This window comes from Olleya sp. ITB9 (assembly GCF_001315805.1).
In the GTDB taxonomy this organism is placed as follows: domain Bacteria; phylum Bacteroidota; class Bacteroidia; order Flavobacteriales; family Flavobacteriaceae; genus Olleya; species Olleya sediminilitoris.
On record NZ_BCBW01000057.1, the window covers coordinates 99,190 to 121,333 of the forward strand.

Here is a 22,144-nt window from a genome sequence, read left to right on the forward strand (position 1 = left end):
CTTTAACCTTCCTTTAAATAAAAAACTGCTTATTATTCTGTAATTTTGTATTTATGAAATTCAAAATACATTCAGAGTTTAAGCCAACTGGAGATCAACCTAATGCTATCAAACAATTAGTTGGTGGTTTGGACAATCAAGACAAATACCAAACTTTATTAGGTGTTACAGGTTCTGGTAAAACCTTTACTGTAGCCAATGTGATTGAAGAAACACAAAAGCCTACCTTAGTTTTAGCACATAATAAAACATTAGCTGCTCAGTTGTACTCAGAATTTAAACAGTTTTTTCCAGAAAATGCTGTAGAGTATTTTGTGTCTTACTATGATTATTATCAACCAGAAGCTTATATACCTACCTCTGGTGTTTATATTGAAAAAGATTTATCTATCAATGAAGAGATAGAGAAAATGCGATTAAGCACAACCTCTTCCCTATTATCAGGACGTCGTGATGTCATAGTTATTGCTTCTGTATCCTGTTTATATGGTATTGGTAATCCAGTCGAGTTTCAGAAAAATGTAATTACTATTGAGGTTGACCAACAAATCTCACGCACAAAATTATTACATCAATTAGTACAAAGTTTATACTCGCGTACTGAAGCAGATTTTAGACATGGTAATTTTAGAATAAAAGGCGATACTGTAGACATTTTCCCAAGTTATGCTGATGATGCTTTCAGAATTCATTTTTTTGGAGATGAAATTGAAGAAATAGAAGCTTTTAATATTCAAACTAACGAAATAGTAGAAAAATACGACAGACTTACCATATATCCAGCAAACATGTTTGTAACCTCTCCTGATGTGTTACAAAACGCTATAAAATCTATTCAGGATGATTTAGTAAAACAACACGATTACTTTAAAGACATTGGTAAACATTTAGAAGCAAAACGTCTGAAAGAACGTACCGAATTTGATTTAGAAATGATCAGAGAATTAGGGTATTGTTCTGGTATCGAAAATTATTCGCGTTACCTTGATGGTCGTGAACCTGGCACAAGACCATTCTGCTTATTAGACTACTTTCCAGATGATTATTTAATGGTTGTAGATGAAAGTCACGTAACGGTATCTCAGGTACATGCTATGTATGGTGGTGACCGAAGTCGAAAAGAAAACCTTGTTGACTATGGGTTTAGACTACCTGCTGCTATGGACAACAGACCGTTAAAATTTGAAGAGTTTGAAGCGTTACAAAACCAAGTCGTTTATGTTAGTGCAACTCCTGCAGATTATGAACTACAAAAAACGGATGGTGTTTATGTAGAGCAAGTAATACGTCCAACTGGTCTTTTGGATCCAATTATTGAAGTCAGACCAAGCTTAAACCAAATTGATGATTTAATTGAAGAAATACAACAACGTGTTGAAAAGGACGAACGTACTTTAGTTACTACACTTACAAAACGTATGGCTGAAGAATTAACTAAATATTTAAGCCGAATAAATGTGCGTGTAAATTATATACATAGTGATGTAGATACCTTAGAGCGTGTTCAAATCATGCAAGATTTACGTAAAGGTATTTATGATGTTTTAGTTGGTGTTAACTTATTACGTGAAGGTTTAGATTTACCTGAAGTCTCTTTAGTTGCTATTTTAGATGCAGATAAAGAAGGTTTTTTACGTTCGGCTAGATCTTTAACTCAAACTGTCGGTCGTGCAGCACGTAACCTTAATGGTAAAGCAATTATGTATGCAGATAAGATTACTAAAAGCATGCAACAAACCATTGATGAAACTGAATATAGACGTACCAAGCAAATCAATTATAATACTAAAAACAACTTAGTCCCTAAAGCTTTAAATAAAAGCTTGGATAGTGCTTTATCACAAAACTCGGTTAGTACTTATAGTTACGACCTAGAGGCTGCTAAAGCTGCTGAGCCAGAAAGCGAATATTTATCTAAAGGTGAATTAGAAAAGAAAATTAGAGAGAAACGTAAAATTATGGAAGAGGCTGCTAAACAATTAGATTTTATTGTTGCTGCAAAACTAAGAGATGAAATTAAAGACTATCAAGGAAAATTAGAAGCTTTAAAGGCTTAACTAATTATACTTGTTGAATAGCTTCTTAACACACTTTTATTGTCTAACTTAATAAGCTAGATTTATAATATTAGTATTTGATTTTTCTAATAGGTATTCAAAATAATACAATAGTTAATTATACTGCACTTTAAAAATGTCTATTAATACATCTGCAGGAACTATCATATCAGGAAAACCTTCCATTAAGTATAATACTTTAGTAATAGAGTTATGGTTTAAACCCATTCTAAGACCATAGTTATACAATTTAGCAAGCTCGTTTTGTGTTCTAGCCTTATCGACATGCATTAATAATACCATTCTATGGAATTGCACGATACGCTGACTATGGGATTTAAGATTGATTCTACTTATTGGATTATTAATTAAATAATCAAAATCTTCTCTTGATATTTCTAATTGTTTAGCAACTGCTAACAAAAAATTATACTCTACCGTTTTAATATTATCATCACTTTTTGCAAATGCAATCATTTCTGATAATAGACTTAATTTTTCTTTTCTATTATGCATAATATTAAGGGATTATTATTTATTATAAAGTTAACTAATATTGTTATATAATAATCATTTAAAATTGGTAGTTCATCGAAAAATAACCCTCTATTTAATTGATTTTTAATTAATTACAACTTGTCTGAAAACTATATCAACACTATTTAATGATGTTAATCGCTTTTTATTTTATCCAAATAAATAGATGTAAAATGATGCTTAACAATGATTTTAAATTATTTTCAGATTAATAAACTTTAGTATTGAATGATCTGATATTTATATTTGTTTTAATTTTTTACTAAATTCTAAAAACGATTTATTAAGTAAAAAATTGTATGCATTTTATTGTTTTCATTATAATTAGTTAACCGTTTTCAAATTTGTACTTTTGTACTTTATATTAAGAACATGACAAATAACGATATTTTTAAAAAGCTGAGAGTGGCTCATAGTTTTAGAGACACTGATATTATTAAAATTTTAGAATTAGTAGATTTCAGAATTTCTAAAACCGAATTAAGTGCTTTTTTTAGAAGAGAGGACCATCCTAATTATGTAGAGTGTGGAGATCAGATTTTACGTAATTTTTTAAATGGATTAGTGATCCATCTAAGAGGACCAATGCCTAAAAAGGGAGAGAAACCATCAGGCCATATTTCCGCGAAAGCGAAACCTAAAAAAATAGATTTAAATAAAACCTATTCTAAACCAAAAAAAAAGAGCAACTAATTTAGTTGCTCTTTTTTTATATATAAGTTAATGTACTAAGCTAATACTGCTTGTACTTTGTCTGCTGCTTCTTGGAATTCTGTTGCGCTCATTACATCTAAACCAGAATCATCAATTAATTTTTTAGCTATATCTGCATTAGTCCCTTGTAAACGTACAATAATTGGCACATTAATGTTACCCATGTTTTTGTAAGCATCTATAACACCTTGAGCGACACGATCACAACGTACAATACCTCCAAAAATGTTAATTAAAATTGCTTTTACAGCTGGATCTCTTAAAATAAGCTCGAATGCTATTTCAACTCTTGCAGCATCTGCAGTACCACCTACATCTAAAAAGTTAGCTGGCTCACCACCTGCTTGCTTAATTAAATCCATTGTTGCCATAGCTAATCCTGCTCCATTTACCATACAACCAACGTTTCCGTCTAAATCAACATAGTTTAAACCTTGCTCTCCTGCTTCAACTTCGATTGCGTTTTCTTCACGTAAATCACGTAAAGCTGCTAAATCTTTATGTCTGTATAATGCATTTGCATCTAAAGATACTTTTGCATCTACAGCCATTATTTTAGAATCACTAGTTTTTAATACAGGATTGATTTCAAATAAAGAAGAATCTGATTTTACATAAGCAGTGTATAAAGAAGTAACAAACTTTGTCATTTCTTTAAAAGCTAAACCAGATAAACCTAAGTTAAAAGCAATACGTCTTGCTTGAAAAGGTAATATTCCTGTAGCAGGATCTATTTCTTCATTAAATATTAAATGTGGTGTTTCTTCAGCAACAGTTTCAATATCCATTCCACCTTCTGTAGAATACATAATCATGTTACGACCAGTTCCTCTGTTTAATAATACTGAGATATAAAATTCATCTGGTTCTTCATCTCCAGGATAATACACATCTTCACAAACTAAAACTTGGTGTACACGCTTACCTTCTGCAGATGTTTGAGGTGTTACTAAGTCCATACCAATAATTTGACCAGCTATATCTTTAACTTCATCTAAATTTTTGGCTAACTTAACTCCTCCACCTTTACCACGTCCACCAGCATGAACTTGCGCTTTAATAACGTGCCATCCTGTTCCTGTATCTTCAGTTAGTTTTTTTGCCGCAGCTACTGCTTCGTCAGCATTTTGAGCAACAATACCACGTTGGATACGTACGCCAAAGCTGCTTAATAATTCTTTTCCTTGATATTCGTGTAAATTCATCTTGTTTAGAGTAAAATTTTAGAGTTACAAAAGTAAATAATCACTTTAACTTACCCTAATATTTAATTATGAAAAAAACCAACAATTTAAATAATTTTTAATTTGTTAAATAATTAACAATATGTTACAAATGTGTAATATCTTATTGTTTTAATTTTTTTTTTGTTCTAAAAAAATAACTTTGACAAAAAATTACAACATGCAAAACAGCCAATTACTAGAAATAGCTAAAGACTTTGGAAGTCCAGTATACGTTTATGACGCTAATATTATTGAAGCACAATATAAACGTTTGACTTCTGCTTTTAACACTGTTAAACAATTAAAAATTAACTATGCTGTTAAAGCGTTATCTAATATTTCTGTTTTAAAATTTATGAAACAATTAGGTGCAGGACTTGACACTGTTTCTATACAAGAAGTACATTTAGGTCTGGCTGCTGGCTACAAAGCAAAGGATATTATTTTTACACCAAATGGTGTGTCTTTATTAGAAATTGAAACAGTTGCTAAGTTAGGTTGTCAAATTAATATTGACAATTTATCAATATTAGAACAGTTTGGAACTAAACATCCAGAAACACCTGTTTGTATTAGAATAAATCCACATGTAATGGCTGGAGGTAACACAAATATATCTGTTGGACATATTGATAGTAAATTTGGAATTTCGATACATCAAATACCACACATCTTAAGGATTGTTGAAAATACTAAAATGAATATTAACGGTATCCACATGCATACAGGTAGTGATATTTTAGATATTGATGTGTTTTTATATGCTAGCGAGATTTTATTTGAAACAGCTAAAAACTTTAAAAATTTACAATTTATAGATTTTGGTTCTGGATTTAAAGTACCTTACAAAACTGGTGATATTGAAACTAATATTGAAGAATTAGGACAAAAATTAAGTCAACGTTTTAATGAGTTTTGTAAAGAATATGGTAAACCACTAACCTTAGCATTTGAACCTGGAAAATTTTTAGTTAGTGAAGCTGGCCAATTTTTAGTTAACGTAAACGCAGTTAAACAAACAACTTCAACTGTTTTTGCACAAGTAGATAGTGGTTTTAATCATTTAATTAGACCAATGCTATATGGATCTCAGCATGAGATTAGAAACATTTCTAATCCAGAAGGTAGAGAACGTTTTTATAGTGTTGTTGGTTACATTTGCGAAACAGATACTTTTGCTAATAATAGACGTATTGCCGAAATTAATGAAGGTGACATTTTAGCTTTTAGTAATGCTGGAGCCTATTGCTACTCTATGGCTAGTAATTATAATTCTAGATACAGACCTGCAGAAGTCTTGGTTTATAATGGTCAAGCGCATTTGATTAGAAAACGAGAAACTTTTGAGGATATAATTAATAATCAAGTAGAAATTGAATTAACTCCTAAAGACAAGAAAAAACTTGTTACAAAATAAAAAAAGAAACTAATAAAACACTAGATAACAGTGTTTTATTAGTTTAAATACCGAAATAAAAATTCGGTTAAATTTTAGTATTGAAAAAAAAAAAAGAAACTTATCAATAAAGCAAATTTGTATTTTAACCGGAAAAAGAAGCTTTTTGTCGAAAAAATATATTACATTAGAGCATCCAAAAATTAAAATTATTTTAAAGTTATCTTTTGGGTGTCCTTAAATTAATAATATATGACTCCAAATAATTCTCACCAAATTATTTCAAACGAAATTCATGATGATGATTTTTTAAATCTCATTGAAAATTCATTGGCAATTGGCTCTTGGGAATTAGATTTAATGTCTAACAATCTTAAATGGAGTTCTGTAACAAAAAAAATTCATGAAGTACCACAGGATTATATTCCTGATGTTAATACAGCTATAAATTTCTATAAAGAAGGTATAAATAGAAATAAGATTACACTATTACTTAATCAATCTCTTGAATCAAGGAACAGTTTTGACGACGAGTTTATTATTATTACACCTTCAGGAAAAGAAAAATGGATAAGAGCAATTGGCTATCCAAAATTTGAAAATGACACTTGTATTGCTATTAGAGGTGTTTTTCAAGATATTCATGACAAAACTGTTAAAGCCAATGCTACAGCTTTAAAAGAAAAACAACTACGCACCTTATTCAACCACTCCATAACAGGTATTGCTATATTAGATTTAAATGGTAATTGGAAAAAAATTAATCCTGGTATTTGTAAAATGCTAGGTTACACAGAAACAGAGTTTTTAAAGTCTACTTATTTGCAATTGACACATCCTGAAGACCGTTTAATTGGGCAAAAGGAGTTAAAACTTATGCTATCTGGAGATATAGACAATTTCCAAACAGAAAAAAGATACCTGCATAAAGAAGGTTTTAACGTACATTGTATACTATCTTTAACAATAGTTAGAGATTACAACGGTATCCCAGAACATTTTATAGCAAACATTAATAATGTTTCTGAAATAAAAGATAGTAAAAATAAAATATCCGAATTACTTGACGTTAGCTCTAAACAAAACGATAGATTATTAAACTTTGCACACATCGTATCCCATAACTTAAGGTCTCACGGAGGAAATTTAGACATGCTACTTAAGTTGAAAAAAGAAGAATATCCAAATTTTACAACTAACGAATACTTTCCGTTAATAGAAAAGGCTGTAGAAAACTTGAATGAAACTATCCTTAATTTAAATGAAGTTGCTATTTATAACAACTATGAAAATAAAGCGTTAGAAGCTATCAATTTATCTAAATACACAGATAATGCACTAAATAGCATTAAAGCACTTTCAATTAAAAATCATGCAACCATCAATGTCAAAATCAACCCAAAAACTACAATAAAAGGGATACCAGCTTACATTGATAGTATATTAATTAACTTTTTAACTAATGCTATTAAATACAGGAAACTAGATATTAATCCAATAATTAACATTGAAGCAATTAGAAAAGATAATAAAGTTATACTTACAATTAAAGATAATGGATTAGGTATTGACCTTGACAAATATGGAGATAAATTGTTTGGGATGTATAATATGTTTCATAAACATAAGGAAGCACGTGGTCTAGGGTTATTTATAACCAAAAATCAAATAGAAGCTATAGGTGGATCTGTTGAAGTAGAAAGTACTGTTGATATTGGCACAAAATTTAGCATTTTATTTGATTATGAATAACACTATCAATCTTGTTTGTATAATTGATGATGATCTAATTTATACGTTTGCTGTTAAAAAGCTAATGAAAATGAATGCCTTTTCTGAGCAATTTTTAATTTTCAAAAATGGAAAAGAAGCTTTGGATGGATTGACTAATTTACATAAAAATAAATCTACATTTCCGGATCTTATTTTATTAGATATAAATATGCCTATCATGGATGGATGGCAGTTTTTAGATGCTTGTAAAAACATTGGTTTAGACATTAGCTCGCCTTTATACATGACTAGTTCTTCTATTGATGAAAAAGACAAAAAAAAATCAAAAACCTATGATATGATTACCGAATATGTTGAAAAACCATTGACTTTAGATAGTTTAAACAAATTAGTCAATCAGAAAAACTAAATATTTTGGTAAAACGTTAATCCGTTTTTAAATAAATCATAAAAAGAAAGCTCTTTAGTTCCCCAATCTGTACTTTTTACTACAGTTTTTTCTTTAAATACTCTTTTAAAATTATATTCCTGATACAGGTAATCAACATTTTGTGTTGCAATACGCAGCATAGGTCTATTATCCGCATTAAAATCCCATTCTTTTTCGTCGTACCATTGTAAATGAATTTCTATATGATCACGTTTAACTCCTGCGTATTTAGGATCTTTTGGGTCGTCCACAAAAGCTATTTCAAAACCTAATTTTTGAGTGTAAAAAAATAAAGCTGCCAAAACATTTTGAACTGGCAATACTGGATGAATTTGATGCATTATAGCGTTACTCATAATTTAGTCTTTTTTTACTGTTCCAGTAAAGTGGTTAAGCTTTGGATTAATTGGATTACCTGACATGCGTCTAAAAGAAGCAATTTGACCACAGTGCCAAATAGAATCTGATATTGGACCATTAATATTATTCCAAAAAGGAATTGTATTATCCCCAAATATTATAACGTATTGAGATATATCATTGCTTGATCTTAAAATATCTGCTGCTTGCTTTAAATTAAGCAAAGTTTGTGTACGTAATTGATTAAAATCAAGAACAGTTTGAGATTTGATATTATCTTGCTTTAAAGTAGAGTTTAAAACTATTTTTGAAAGCTCATAAATATGTTTAATGGTTTCATTTGAAGTTTTAGCATCATCATCTGGTTTAAATTCTAAATCTTGTTGAGTCAATCCATCCGTAGCATGATAAAACCTAAAACCCAACGCATCTATTTGTCTTGCTGCAACAGTGCCTGCTGTAAAGTTTTTTGATGCTTCTGGCAACTCAAAATACGGTAAATTTGTTTTAGTTTGAGATATCATAATTGTTGTTGTTAAGTAAAGGAGTAAGACTGATAATGTTTTCATTTTATCTATTATTATTGATATACTTTGTTGGATTTAAATACCCTTTTATATCGCTGGAATATCCAGGACCAATTGGCAAATTAATTTGATCTCTAATTTCAAAATGAAGATGAGCCAAATATGCTCCATCCGCTGTACCTATAGTTGCTATTTTAGTTCCTTTGGTAACATAATCTCCTTTGTTTACTAATATTTTTTGACAATGCGCATACAAAGATTCTACTTTGGTAGCATCAGGATTATGATGTATAATCCTAATAATATTTCCCCAACCACCTTTGACATCTTTAGCAAAAGAAACATAACCGTTAGCTATAGCATAAATTGGATCTCCTAAATCTGTATTACCACCTCCTACTCCGTTCCAATCATCACCTAAATGATTGTTTTCTTGAAATTTTTGCGCATTATAATAACGTTTAGCATCTGGTTTACCTACAGGAAAATCATAACCCTTTGTAAGTTTTAAAGTATCTAATGTAACACTCTCCTTTTCAACAATTTGTTGCGTAGCATTGACAGTCAATTGTTTTTCTTTTTTACATTGAAAAAAAACGATTGACATTATAATCATACATAAACGTTTATTTAATATCATCTTTAGTGTTTAAAATACCATCTGGACCTTTTGAAACTAACTTGTAAGTTAAACCATCATCTGAGGTAGAATAATAAAATAGATTATTCCATTAGTCTTTTGTTAAGTTTTTACGAAATGGGTTATTTCTAATTATAGTTTTTAATTCTTTAGGATATATTGTGAATGCTTTTTTTTCGGCAGTTAATAACTCTTGAATTTTATCTATTCGCTTTTCTGTTAGATCATAATCATTAATATTTAGTTAGGATATTATGATAGAAATAGGAACTATTAAAATAATGAAAAGGACCAAAAATTTTAAATGGATTTTTTTCTGAAGGATAAATCATGCGCTTTTTAGGCAATCTGTTTTCCTTTTCATATCTACGTTGTGCTCTTTTCTTTTTCCAGAATTTGAAATCTAAAAAAAACAAATAGATATCCATTAAAACTTCTGCTATAAAAACAAAATAACTCACCTACTAGTCCTTAAATTCTTTAACCTGTGGTATATTACTTGTTCCGTATTTATCAAATAAATACACTAAACTTGTCATTGTTGCTGCACCCAATTCTAGCTCGCGTTTATTGACTGCATCAAAGGTATCGTTTGCAGCATGATGATGATCAAAATAACGTTGAGAATCTGGTCTTAAACCAGCCATAACGATATGGTCGTTTTTTAGTGGTCCTATATCTGCACCACTATACCCTTTTTCAAAATAATGAATTAAATACGGTTTAAATAAAGACTGCCAACTTAGTACTTTATTTAATGCTGCCTCACTACAATCAAAACTAAAACCACGAGGCGAAAATCCTCCTGAATCACTTTCAAGCGCAAAGACATGATTCTCGTTTTTACGTTTAGCCTCTTCTGCATATTTTTTTCCACCACGCAGACCGTTTTCTTCATTCATAAACAGAACCACTCTTATGGTACGTTTTGGCTTGATACCACTTTCTTTTAATAATCTTATAACATCCATAGATTGCACTACTCCTGCACCATCGTCATGAGATCCATCTCCTAAATCCCATGAATCTAAATGTCCACCAACAACCATATATTCATCTGGAAATTGACTTCCTGTAATTTCTCCAATTACATTGTATGACAGCACATCTTCAAATTGTTGACAGCTTTGTTTAAAATAGAATTTTAGATTAACATCCTTTTTTAAGGCTTGAGATAATTTATTAGCATCATTTGTACTTATTGCTGCAGATGGTACACGTTGGTTATTTGGCAAATCCATGTAACTCATACTTCCTGTGTGTGGCAAATCGTCTTGTCTTAAATTTAGAGAACGTACTATTACACCAACAGCTCCAAGTTTACCTGCTTCGTAAGCTCCTGCATAACGTTGTTTAGAGCATCCACCATAAGCTTCAAAGGTGTGTATTAATTCTGGATTCATGGCTCCATTAAAAAATACTATTTTACCTTTTACTTTAGTACCTAGTGTTGCTAACTCTTCAAAGCTTTTGACTTCTATTACTGTTGCTTCTAACCCTTTTTTTGATGTTGCCACAGAGCCACCTAGTGCACAAATATTAACATTAAAAGTATTATTTTGGGTTGTAAAATGTGCGACTTCTTTGGCACCACGTTCCCATTTTGGAACCATTACCTCTTGCAACCAAACTTTGTCTAATCCTAATTTTTCTAGTTCTTGTTTTGTGTATTGTACAGCTTTTTCTGCATTTGTAGATCCTGATAAACGTCCTCCTATTTGGTTTGATAAATGGTCTAACCATTGGTAGGCTTTACCATTGGTTAAGGATTGACTATAAATGGTTTTTACGACTTCTTGATCTGTTTGTGCTGTTGCGTTTATTGATAGTAATAGTGTTAGAATAATTGCTAGTTGTTTCATGATAGTTGCGTTAGCGATTGAAATGGCATCCTTTTTTTGCTGCCATATATGGCAAAAAAAGATATAATGGAAAGCGCGACCCTTGTGGTAACGCCAAATATATTTTACTCGTTATTTAATTGCTCTTTATACAAATGTAGATTGGCTTTGGTTTTGTCATCCAATTCTGGCTCTTGTATGTCTGTGTATTGCTTTAATGTGTCATACAAAATTTGAGCTACTGCTAGTCGTGCTGTAGGTTTGTCGTCTGCTGGAATATTATACCATGGTGCATTTTTGGTACTTGTCCTGTTTATTGCATCTTGATAGCAATTCATGTATAGGTCCCATAATTTGCGTTCTTTTAGGTCTCCTGCAGAAAATTTCCAGTTTTTTTCTTTTTTATCTAATCGACGTAATAGTCTTTTACGCTGTTCTTCTTTTGATAAATTCATAAAAAACTTAAAGACTAAAGTACCGTTATCTGTTAAGTGTTTTTCAAAATTATTAATTTGCTCAAAGCGATGGTTCCAAAAGGCTTCATCAACGTCTTTGATACTGTTTACGTTTGGTAAATTCTCGCTTAAAATATATTCTGGATGTACGCGTGTTACTAAGACGTTTTCATAGTGTGTACGATTATGCACTCCAAATTTACCTCTTGCTGGTAATTGTATATAATGCCTCCAAAGGTAGTCGTGTTTTAACTCTAAATCTGTTGGTACTTTAAAGCTCATAACCTCAACACCTCTTGCATTAAAATCTTTAAAAACCTCACGTATTAAACTATCTTTACCTGACGTATCCATACCTTGTAAACAGACTAAAACCGAGTATTTACCATGTGCATACATGGTGTCTTGAAGCTTTCCTAATTGGCGTCTTACTTTGCGTAAAGCATCTTCGGTTTGGTCTTTATCTGCATTAATATCTATATGGCTTGGTAAGTCACTTAATTTAATTTTTGTGATTTTATGGTCGCTAATTTTTATGTCCTTCATGCTAATAATTTATTTACTAAATATAATGTAATTATTAATACTTGCTGTTTAATCACTTTTTAGAACACTCTTAAAACAATCGAAAATAATTATTAAAAACACAAAAATCATTGTTTTAAACTATATTTTAACAAATTTTATCAGTTTAAATACAAAAAAAGTCGTTTAATTGCGAAAATTTATTATTTTAGCATTTCCCAACAAAAAACCCTACTTATGAAAAAAAATTACTTTACTATTTTATTGTGCATCATTGCGTTACAATTAACGCATGCAAAAAATTATGTAACTGGAGACGTACATACCAACCTTGGTATTGTTAGTAAAAACCTTACTGCTGGTATTGAGTCCTATAACTTAGCTGGTTTACAATATCATGCTGATTTGTGCAAAAAAGCTATTGAAAACGTTAAAACTAGCCTTCAAGATTCTGATTGTACTAAAGCTTTAGATTTATCTAGAAGCATTAGCACGTATATGGATACTGCTTTGTTAGCAGATGATTTAGCATCTGGACGTACTTATTTACAAATGGCTGAAAAGTTGATTTTGGATATTTTTTACGAATATGATGTTTGTACAAGCTCTGAGACTACAGCAACTACTGATGTCACAACCGATAATGGTGGTAGTGCTTTGTCACAATTAGAGCAACAACAAGCTCAATTAAAACAACAACAAGCTGCGTTGGAACAACAAGCTAACGCTTTAAAACAACAGTTAGCAGACCAAAAAGCAAAAAAAGCACAATTAGAAAAAGAGCAATTTATTATTAAACAAAACCAAGCTATTGCTAATAATGTGTCTAGTTACAATAACTTGCTTCAAAGCTGTAATTGCAACACTACAGTTAATGACAATACTGGAAGTACTATGGATGCCACAACAGCAACTATGCCTGAAATTAAATCTTATTATTTAGAGAAAGCTGTTAAAATCACACAACAGTATCTTGAAAAATTAAAGACCTGTAAACAATAAAACATAAAAAAAGCCTCAATTAATATTGAGGCTTTTTTATTTATATTAACGACTATTTACTAGCAAATAGTTTTACATCTTTTTCGCTAACTTCTGGTCCTCCTAAAATAATTAGTCTTTCAATAACATTACGTAACTCTCTAATATTACCTGTCCAATCATAATCTTGTAATAATTTTATGGCTTTAGCCGAAAATGATTTGTGTGCAGTCCCTTGCTCTTCGGCTATTTTTTTAGAGAAATGATTAATTAACAACGGAATGTCTTCTCGTCTGTCATTTAAAGCCGGAACTTTAACTAATATTACCGCTAGTCTATGATATAAATCCTCACGGAAATTACCATCTGCAATTTCTTTTTTAAGATTTTTATTAGTGGCAGCAACCACACGTACATTAACTTTTATGTCTTTATCACTACCAACACGTTGTATGCGACTTTCTTGTAAAGCACGTAAAACTTTAGCTTGTGCTGATAAACTCATGTCTCCAATTTCATCTAAAAAAATGGTTCCTCCATTAGCAGCTTCAAATTTACCTGCTCTGTCTTTTGCTGCACTTGTAAAGGCACCTTTAACATGACCAAATAACTCACTTTCAATTAACTCGCTAGGTATTGCTGCACAATTCACCTCAATCATTGGTGCTTTTGCACGTGTACTTTTTTCGTGTAACCAATGTGCGACTAACTCTTTACCTGTTCCGTTTGGTCCAGTAATTAATACTCTAGCATCTGTTGGTGCTACTTTATCAATCATATCTTTGATTTGAGAAATAGCATCGCTATCTCCAATCATTTCGTATTTTTTACTGACCTTCTTTTTAAGAATTTTGTTTTCTACTACTAATTCTTTTCTATCTAAAGCATTACGTACAGTATTTAATAAACGATTTAAATCTGGTGGTTTTGAAATATAATCAAACGCACCTAAACGCATTGTATTTACTGCTGTATCTAAATCTCCATGACCAGAAATCATAACCATTGGTATTTCTGGCTTAATTTTTTTAGTTGCTTCTAATACCTCAACGCCATCCATTTTAGGCATTTTAATATCGCAAAGTATAAGGTCGTAATCTTCTTTTTTAATTTTTCCAATACCAACTAATCCATCTTCAGCTTCTTCAACTTGATAGGTATCATTTTCTTCAGAAAGAATCTTTACTAAAACCCTTCTTATGGCTGCTTCGTCTTCTATTACTAATATTTTTGGCATTATATTTTAAATTTTATTCCTGTTCTTAAATAAAATGCATTTACGTTATCTAACTTAAAAACATCTTCTCTATTTTCATCTCTTAATCTATTACTCATACTAATTGTATGACCAACATACGAATACCATACCAAATTATCTGTAAAATTATATTCATAACCTAAACCTGCTAATATTACTGACAAAGAAATACTGTCTGCTTGTTTACCATCTATAGTAAAAACTTCTTGTGTATTAGCAAAATAACCATCAATACCAACAAAGGTTTGTACGATATTTTTTTCGTTAAAAAAATACTTGATATTAGTTTTTGGCACTCCTAAATTATAAGACCAACTCTCGTTGACACGTCTAAAATAACTAACAAAAGGTAATGGTAATGGTATACCAGTTGTACTATTGTAGGTTAATCCCAAAATTAATCTGTAAGGCTTTTTAATGTTGGCGTCTTTAGTTTTATCGTTAATGGCATAAATTCCTCCATTTAAAAATATATCATCTCCAGTTATTTTATGTCTTAAAGTAGACGCTATTCTGGGTGTAACTTTAGCTCCTAATCTCCAATTTTTATTTAACTTAAAAGTATAACCAACATTAAAATCTAAGATATGTAAACGTCTTAAATTAGAGGTCGGAAAAGGATAACTGTCTTCTAAATCTAATGTTAATCGACTATACTCTGCACCAACAATTAAATAACAGTCTTCACTGGTTTTAATTGGGTAATTTAAAAGAGCTCTAACTCTGTCAAAACTATCTTCAGAATTACTTTTAGGCACATAGGAATACTCTAATCTAGCTAAATCTGTTAGTTGAGCATTGGCAACATTTACACTACCAAGTAGCATTAACGTTAATAAAATAGTCCCTAAATATAATCTCATATAGTGTCTTGTTATTTAATTTTTAATTCTTGTTTTTGATTATTATCTTGTATGATATGTATGTCTCTTTGAGGGAATGGAATAGATATATTATTTTCTCTGAATAATTTATCTATTGCAAATCTAATTTCGCTTTTAGGGATTCTAGCATTAAAGCTATCCGCAATAGTAAATGCAACTCTAAAATTTAAAGCACTGTCCCCAAAATCTGTAAACAAAACTGCAGGAGCTGGTTGTTCAAACACCATTTTACATGATTTTGCTGCTTGTAACAATAATGTCTTAACCAAATCTACATCACTTCCATAAGCCACTCCAACATCGACGCTTTCTCTGGTAGTTGATCCGTTTTGTGTCCAATTATACAAACTATTGGTTAAGTATAAATGATTAGGTATAATTAATACTTTATTGTCTATTGTAACTGCTCTTGTAGTACGAAGTTTAATTTCTTCAATACGACCAACTTTATCGTCAATTTCTATAATATCTCCAACGTGTACAGATTGGTCTATTAAAATAAACACACCAGAAATAATATCCTGAAATAACGTTTGTAAGGCCAAACCAACACCAATTAATAATGCTGCCGAAGCTGCAAAAACTGCTGTTACATCAATACCTAACGAGTCTATTGATACTAAAAAAACAATGCCATAAATTATCCATCTTGCAAACGAAAAAACGGTAACAAACTTTGCTTTATCATCTTCAGGCAGTTTTCTGGTTATTATTTTTCTTATCCAACGTAATACGTAGGTCGTTAATAATAATACTAATATGATTAATAGTACATATTTAATTTTTATAACACTAGTGATGTTACCTTGAGTATCTGTAAAAGAGTAGATTTTAAAATTTAAAAACTCCACAAACTTCTCCCATATAGAGCTTTCAACAATTGCGTCGCTAACTTTATTTACTTCTTCCTCAATTTTAGTAGACACTTTGTTATCCTGCATTTGTAACATGTTTTAGTACTTAATCCACTTGATTAACTCTTTATAAGTTGGCTTTTTACCATACATTAAAATACCAACTCTATATATTTTTGCTGCAAACCAAACGGTTAACAAAAAGGTACCTATTAATAATAATAACGACACAATCTGCTGCCAAATAGGCACTCCAAACGGAATTCTCATTAACATAACGACTGGTGAAGTAAACGGAATAAATGAAAATATAGTACTTACAGTCCCATGAGGATCCTCTATAACCGTAAACATACCAACATAAACTGCTAATATTAATGGCATTAAAATTGGCAACATAAATTGTTGTGTATCTGTTTCATTATCTACTGCTGCTCCAATTGCTGCATAAAGCGAACTGTATAACAAATAACCACTTATAAAAAACAGTAAAAATGCTATTACCAAATTAGCCAATGGTAAATTATAAAAAGCAGTAAACAGGCTTTGTACTTTCATACTAGCATCAGGATTTTCCATAGCTTGACGCATTAACTCCTGTTGTGGTGTTTGCGCTTGCGCGAAATCAATGCCAAATATAGCAGATACGACAGTTAATAGTACACCTCCTAGAATTATCCAAATTACAAATTGCGTAATTCCAGCAAGTGAGGTCCCAATAATTTTACCTAACATTAATTGTACAGGTTTTACAGAAGAAATAATAACTTCAATAATTCGGCTTGTTTTTTCTTCAATAACACTTCTCATAATCATGTTACCATATATAATGATAAACATAAATAGTAAATAACCAGCTGCTCCACCAAATGCTAACTTAACTACACTATCGATTTTTGAAGACTTAACACCTGAAAAGTTTTCTTGAGAAATATCTATTTTGATTTTTGAAGCATTGATAGTTTCAATATCAATACCTTTTTGAGCCATATTTTGATTAGTTAACTCCTTTTCAATTTTATTTTCTAATGAAGAAATTACTGACAGTGATGGTGAATCTTCAGAATAAAACTGAACACTACCATCTACTAAATCAAAATTTTCGATTTTATTAATATGAAGTAAGCCGTAGTCACCTTGTTCTTCAACAATGGTTTTTGCATTTTCTAGTGTTACGCCTGTTAAAATATTATACGTTGTTTTTTCTGTGCTTTTAAAGGCGTTAGTAACAAAACCAGACTCGTCTAAAACAGAAATGGTACGTTGTTTATTGTTATTCATTTGCGATAAATAAACTACCACAGTTATAAGTGCAATCATTATTAATGGACTAAGAATAGTCATTATTAAAAACGATTTATTTCTAACTTTAGTTAAATATTCGCGTTGTATGATTAGTGAAAGATGGTTCATAATAATTAATTATTCTTTACAGTTTGAATAAAAATATCGTTGGCACTTGGAATAACTTCAACAAAATGAGAAATTTGTCCTTGATTAGTTAAATAGCTAAGTAAGTCGTTTGCAGATTCATCTTGGGATAATTTAATGTTCAATTTTAAATCATCACCTAAAGTTTTAAATTCGGCAGGAGTCACACTAAATTTAGAAGCTAATTCTTGTTCTAAAGTACTATTATTAGGTTTAATACCAATCTGGAATGTATTGGTTTTGTATTGACGTTTAACATCCATTAAATTTCCGTCTAAAACCTTATTAGATTTGTGGATTAATGCAATATGATCACACAATTCTTCAACAGATTCCATGCGATGTGTCGAAAAAATAACCGTTGCACCTTCATCACGTAATCTTAAAATTTCGTCTTTTATTAAATTAGCATTAATTGGATCAAAACCAGAAAAGGGCTCATCAAAAATCAACAGTTTAGGTTCGTGTAAAACTGTTACTACAAATTGTATTTTTTGAGCCATACCTTTAGATAGCTCTTGTATTTTTTTATTCCACCAATCTCCAATTTCAAGACGCTCAAACCACATTTTTAAACGTTTTTTGGCTTCGGATTTTTGCATTCCTTTTAACTGTGCAAGGTATAAAGCTTGCTCACCAACCTTCATAGATTTATATAAACCTCTTTCTTCTGGCAAATATCCTATATCTCTAATATGATGATTTTTAAGTGCTTCTCCATCTAACAATACATGACCATGATCTGGCATTGTTATTTGATTTATGACTCTGATTAAGGTTGTTTTTCCTGCTCCATTAGGTCCTAAAAGACCAAAAATACTGCCTTTAGGTACAGTAATAGACACATTATTTAATGCAGTAAAGTCTCCAAATTTTTTGGATACATTATGCACCTCTAAAAGGTTACTCATAGGTTTTTTTAGTTGATTATTGCGAGTACTAATAGCACGCTTTGTAAATATAGAAAATGTTAAAAGAGTAACATTAAAGATTTACTAATTTTTAACTACTTGATTACTTTTATTTTTAAGTTATAAATTTATTAGCTAAATAAGTGCAACTGATAATTAGGTAATTAAATACGTTTAAAACTTTATGAATCATGCTTTTTAGCTAAAGAGTAAAGAGAAATAGCACTTTATATTTTTGTTTTAATTCAGTGTCATTCAACTATTTTTTTTATTATGCTTCTTGATATTACAAAATAAAAGGTTCATTAAAAACAAAACCCACCCTTTAAAAATAAAGGATGGGAAAAAATTGCTATGAAAAAGAAAAATTACCACTAGCTAAGCTAGTGATAAGTCAAATATAGTATAATTTATTAAACTAAGATGTTAAATGATTTAATTTAATAGACTAAAAACAAAAAAATCCGTTATTACTAACGGATTTGATATTTCTTGAATGCCTTTTATTTTTCAAATTTAAGAGAACATATCTTTTACTTTTTCAAAAAATGATTTATCACTTCTTTCTGGTTTAGGTGAAAAATGCTCATCTTCTCTCATACTTTCAAAAAACTCTTTTTGGCTTTTATTTAAAGTCTTTGGAGTCCATACATTAACATGTACTAACAAATCACCTTTACCATAACCATTTATGCTTGGTATTCCTTTTCCGCGTAAGCGTAAAATTTTACCCGATTGCATACCTGCTTCAATTTTAATACGCACTTTTCCTGTTACAGTATCTATTTCTTTAGAAGTCCCTAATATTGCATCAGGTAAACTTACGTATAGATCATAGTGTAAATTATCTCCTTCACGTTGAAGTGACTCGTGTGCTTCTTCTTCAATAGCTACAAGTAAATCTCCCGAAATTCCGTTTCCTGGAGCTTCGTTACCTTTACCAGACACTTTAAGTTGCATACCATCTACAACACCTGCAGGAATATTTACAGGAATTGTTTCTTCCTTAGCAACCATACCTTGTGCATCTGCATTACTTGGTTTTTTATCTATAATTTGTCCAGATCCACCACATGTATTACAAGGTGATGCTGTTTGCATACGACCTAAAATGGTATTAGTTACTCTGGTTACTTGACCAGAACCATTACATGTTGAACATGTTTTGTAGGTTGTACCAGACGCCTGAACTTTACGTTTGACTTTTATCTTTTTTTCTACACCATTGGCAATTTCTTCAAGGGTAAGTTTTAAACGTACACGTAGGTTGCTACCTTTAACGCGACGTTGTCCACCTCCTCCTCCGAAGCCTCCTCCAAAACCAGAGAAACCTCCACCTCCAAAGATGTCACCAAATTGGCTAAAGATGTCGTCCATATTCATTCCGCCACCACTGTAGCCACCACCACCACCTTCAAATGCTTGGTGTCCGAATTGGTCGTAACGTGCTTTTTTATTCTCGTCACTTAATATTTCATAAGCTTCAGCTGCTTCCTTAAATTTAGATTCAGCGTCTTTATCATCTGGATTTTTATCTGGATGAAATTCGATTGCTTTTTTACGGTATGCCTTTTTGATTTCAGCTTGAGTAGCCGATTTATTTATACCTAATATTTCGTAAAAATCTCTTTTAGCCATACTATCTTTTATTGTCCGATAACTACTTTAGGAAAACGTATTACAGTTTCACCTAGTTTGTATCCTTTTTCTATTACGTCTACAATTTTACCTTTTAAATCATCCGTTGGTGCTGCTATTTGTGTAATTGCTTCATGGTGATCTGCATTAAATACATCTCCAGCATTCACTTCAATTTTAGCTAATCCTTTTTGTTGTAAAACTTGAACCAGTTTATTGTAAATTAACAAGACACCTTTACGTAATTCTTCTGCTTCTTTGTCATCTTCAATATGTAACAAAGCGCGTTCAAAATCATCTAAAACTGGCAATAATGACACCATGACATCTTTACTAGCGGTTTGAAATAACTCTATACGCTCTTTGGATGTACGTTTTTTATAATTTTCAAATTCAGCAAAAAGACGTAAAAATTTATCTTTTTCTTGTTGCAAATCTACTTTTAACTGTTCTTCAACGGTTAATTCTTCAACAACTTCTTCTTGTTCAGTCGTTGCTTCGGTTTGATTAGAAGTTGCTTTAACTTCTTCTTCTATATTTGTTTCTTTTTTACTTTTCTTGCTCATTGTTGTACTTATTTTGAAATACATTTACTGATAGGCAAAAGTACTGCCATTACTATCAACAATGTCAAAATGTCACAATTTTTATTAACATTTATTTAATTAGTTTCCATGGAAGATTATTTATATATTTGCATTGTAAAATAATAAAAACCTTAAAACTTATATCATGAAAAAAATTGTATTAAATCTATTTGCTGTTGCTTTGGTAGGAACAACTATTGTTGCTTGTAAAAGCGATGTTAAAGATGCCAAAACAGGTGAAGCAGAAACTGTTGTAGAAAATGTTGAAGCTAATAAATATAAAGCAGATGCAGACCAATCTATGATTATCTGGAAAGCTAATAAAATTGTTGGTGGACACGAAGGAACTATTAATGTATCTAAAGGTGTTGCTGAATTAGAAGGAGATAAATTAGTAGGTGGAAGTTTTATTTTTGATATTAATACTATTAAATGTACTGACATTCCTGAAACAGAAGAAGCTAATGCTAACCTAATTGGTCACTTAAAGAGCGTTGACTTTTTTGATGTAGAAAAATTTAGTACTGCTGCTTTTGAAATTACAAAAGTTGATGGAAATAACATTAGTGGTAACCTAACAATGAAAGGTATTAAAAAGAATGTTACTTTTCCTGCTACAGTTAGCGTAAATGGTGATGATGTAACTATTTCTAGTGATACATTTACAATTGACAGAACATTATGGAACATTATGTATAATGCTGCTACTAGTGATGATGTAGCTGCTTCATTAGGTGACAAGTTAATTAAAAATGATGTAGAAATTAAAATATTGGTTAAAGCTAAAAAAGCTTAATCCCCTTTTGATTGATAACTCTAAAAGTCACAACTTATGTTGTGGCTTTTTTTATTTAATTTAGATTTGAATTTTAAAATACTTAAACAACACCAATATTAAAACAACACAAACACATATTGTCCCTTCGTTAAATCAAACCATTAGGCTTCAAGAGTATGGTGTTGGAATTTTTGATACAATAGCTACAAAATCGGCTTTAAAAAAAGTATTAAAAAAACAATTTATAACTGTAAATGGAAGTATTGCAACTACAGCCACTTTTATCAAAGGAGGAGAAACAATAGTTTTAAATCTACCAGAAAACAATACTTTAAACAACAAACTTAAATTAAAATTAGACGTCTTATTTGAAGATAATT

21 protein-coding genes are annotated in these 22,144 nt (G+C 30.7%); 7 read left to right on the forward strand and 14 right to left on the reverse strand.

From position 1 onward, the window contains the following. The first annotated feature begins 53 nt into the window (after window positions 1–53). Window positions 54–2,057 carry an excinuclease ABC subunit UvrB gene (gene uvrB / locus ITB9_RS15050; protein ID WP_054852883.1) on the forward strand — a complete coding sequence of 668 codons (2,004 nt, stop codon included), beginning with the start codon at window positions 54–56 and terminating at the stop codon, window positions 2,055–2,057. Between the two features lie 114 nt (window positions 2,058–2,171). Here uvrB and ITB9_RS15055 read toward each other — a convergent pair whose 3' ends face one another. Further along, on the reverse strand, window positions 2,172–2,573 hold the full coding sequence (locus ITB9_RS15055) for a hypothetical protein (RefSeq protein ID WP_054852884.1): 402 nt from the start codon (window positions 2,571–2,573) through the stop codon (window positions 2,172–2,174). 393 nt (window positions 2,574–2,966) lie between these two features. Here ITB9_RS15055 and ITB9_RS15060 point away from each other — a divergent pair, with 393 nt between their 5' ends. After that, on the forward strand, window positions 2,967–3,287 hold the full coding sequence (locus ITB9_RS15060) for a DUF1456 family protein (protein WP_054852885.1): 321 nt from the start codon (window positions 2,967–2,969) through the stop codon (window positions 3,285–3,287). A 35-nt stretch (window positions 3,288–3,322) separates the two neighbouring features. Here the strand turns inward: ITB9_RS15060 and sucC are convergent, their stop codons facing one another. After that, window positions 3,323–4,513, reverse strand: coding sequence for an ADP-forming succinate--CoA ligase subunit beta (sucC, locus tag ITB9_RS15065; RefSeq protein WP_054852886.1), 1,191 nt, complete (start codon window positions 4,511–4,513; stop codon window positions 3,323–3,325). Between the two features lie 199 nt (window positions 4,514–4,712). Between sucC and lysA the strand changes: the two genes are divergently transcribed. The 3 genes from lysA (at window position 4,713) to ITB9_RS15080 (ending at window position 8,073) form a co-directional block, all read left to right on the forward strand. Next, window positions 4,713–5,951, forward strand: a complete 1,239-nt coding sequence (lysA, locus tag ITB9_RS15070) for a diaminopimelate decarboxylase (protein WP_054852887.1) — start codon at window positions 4,713–4,715, stop codon at window positions 5,949–5,951. Between the two features lie 231 nt (window positions 5,952–6,182). Next, entirely contained in the window at window positions 6,183–7,682 is a 1,500-nt protein-coding gene (locus tag ITB9_RS15075; RefSeq protein ID WP_054852888.1) for a PAS domain S-box protein, read from the forward strand. Continuing rightward, on the forward strand, window positions 7,675–8,073 hold the full coding sequence (locus ITB9_RS15080) for a response regulator (protein WP_054852889.1): 399 nt from the start codon (window positions 7,675–7,677) through the stop codon (window positions 8,071–8,073). The genes ITB9_RS15075 and ITB9_RS15080 overlap by 8 nt, the downstream gene beginning before the upstream one ends. Here the strand turns inward: ITB9_RS15080 and ITB9_RS15085 are convergent. The 5 genes from ITB9_RS15085 to ITB9_RS15110 all read right to left on the reverse strand — a co-directional run bounded on the left by ITB9_RS15085 (window position 8,070) and on the right by ITB9_RS15110 (window position 12,463). Further along, the gene (locus tag ITB9_RS15085) at window positions 8,070–8,450 is read right to left on the reverse strand and encodes a glyoxalase/bleomycin resistance/extradiol dioxygenase family protein (protein WP_054852890.1); all 381 of its coding nucleotides are present in this window, start codon (window positions 8,448–8,450) and stop codon (window positions 8,070–8,072) included. The genes ITB9_RS15080 and ITB9_RS15085 overlap by 4 nt on opposite strands. A gap of 3 nt (window positions 8,451–8,453) precedes the next feature. Beyond that, window positions 8,454–9,023: a hypothetical protein gene (locus ITB9_RS15090; protein WP_054852891.1), complete on the reverse strand. Its 570-nt coding sequence runs from the start codon at window positions 9,021–9,023 to the stop codon at window positions 8,454–8,456. A gap of 1 nt (window position 9,024) precedes the next feature. Beyond that, window positions 9,025–9,621: a M23 family metallopeptidase gene (locus ITB9_RS15095; protein WP_054852892.1), complete on the reverse strand. Its 597-nt coding sequence runs from the start codon at window positions 9,619–9,621 to the stop codon at window positions 9,025–9,027. Between the two features lie 464 nt (window positions 9,622–10,085). Next, on the reverse strand, window positions 10,086–11,483 hold the full coding sequence (locus ITB9_RS15105) for a M20/M25/M40 family metallo-hydrolase (protein ID WP_054852894.1): 1,398 nt from the start codon (window positions 11,481–11,483) through the stop codon (window positions 10,086–10,088). A gap of 104 nt (window positions 11,484–11,587) precedes the next feature. Further along, window positions 11,588–12,463 carry a PPK2 family polyphosphate kinase gene (locus tag ITB9_RS15110; protein WP_054852895.1) on the reverse strand — a complete coding sequence of 292 codons (876 nt, stop codon included), beginning with the start codon at window positions 12,461–12,463 and terminating at the stop codon, window positions 11,588–11,590. A gap of 216 nt (window positions 12,464–12,679) precedes the next feature. On the opposite strand from ITB9_RS15110, the gene ITB9_RS15115 reads away from it, so the two are divergent. Continuing rightward, complete coding sequence (locus ITB9_RS15115; protein WP_054852896.1) at window positions 12,680–13,444, forward strand: hypothetical protein; 765 nt, start codon at window positions 12,680–12,682, stop codon at window positions 13,442–13,444. 52 nt (window positions 13,445–13,496) lie between these two features. Here the strand turns inward: ITB9_RS15115 and ITB9_RS15120 are convergent, their stop codons facing one another. The 7 genes from ITB9_RS15120 to ITB9_RS15150 all read right to left on the reverse strand — a co-directional run bounded on the left by ITB9_RS15120 (window position 13,497) and on the right by ITB9_RS15150 (window position 20,965). After that, window positions 13,497–14,660, reverse strand: coding sequence for a sigma-54 dependent transcriptional regulator (locus tag ITB9_RS15120; RefSeq protein ID WP_028606995.1), 1,164 nt, complete (start codon window positions 14,658–14,660; stop codon window positions 13,497–13,499). Continuing rightward, window positions 14,660–15,544 carry a DUF6268 family outer membrane beta-barrel protein gene (locus ITB9_RS15125; RefSeq protein ID WP_222829370.1) on the reverse strand — a complete coding sequence of 295 codons (885 nt, stop codon included), beginning with the start codon at window positions 15,542–15,544 and terminating at the stop codon, window positions 14,660–14,662. The genes ITB9_RS15120 and ITB9_RS15125 overlap by 1 nt, the downstream gene beginning before the upstream one ends. 11 nt (window positions 15,545–15,555) lie before the next feature. Next, window positions 15,556–16,506: a mechanosensitive ion channel family protein gene (locus ITB9_RS15130; protein ID WP_187294284.1), complete on the reverse strand. Its 951-nt coding sequence runs from the start codon at window positions 16,504–16,506 to the stop codon at window positions 15,556–15,558. Window positions 16,507–16,518: 12 nt separating this feature from the next. Continuing rightward, a complete protein-coding gene (locus tag ITB9_RS15135) occupies window positions 16,519–17,832 on the reverse strand; it encodes an ABC transporter permease (protein WP_054852897.1) in 1,314 nt (437 codons plus the stop codon). A gap of 5 nt (window positions 17,833–17,837) precedes the next feature. Next, entirely contained in the window at window positions 17,838–18,761 is a 924-nt protein-coding gene (locus ITB9_RS15140) for an ABC transporter ATP-binding protein (RefSeq protein WP_054852898.1), read from the reverse strand. Window positions 18,762–19,277: 516 nt separating this feature from the next. Continuing rightward, window positions 19,278–20,399, reverse strand: coding sequence for a molecular chaperone DnaJ (gene dnaJ / locus ITB9_RS15145; RefSeq protein WP_054852899.1), 1,122 nt, complete (start codon window positions 20,397–20,399; stop codon window positions 19,278–19,280). Between the two features lie 8 nt (window positions 20,400–20,407). Further along, window positions 20,408–20,965 (reverse strand): nucleotide exchange factor GrpE, encoded by a 558-nt coding sequence (locus ITB9_RS15150; RefSeq protein WP_054852900.1) that lies wholly within the window; start codon window positions 20,963–20,965, stop codon window positions 20,408–20,410. Window positions 20,966–21,131: 166 nt separating this feature from the next. On the opposite strand from ITB9_RS15150, the gene ITB9_RS15155 reads away from it, so the two are divergent. Then, complete coding sequence (locus ITB9_RS15155) at window positions 21,132–21,782, forward strand: YceI family protein (RefSeq protein WP_028289427.1); 651 nt, start codon at window positions 21,132–21,134, stop codon at window positions 21,780–21,782. Window positions 21,783–22,144: the final 362 nt, after the last annotated feature.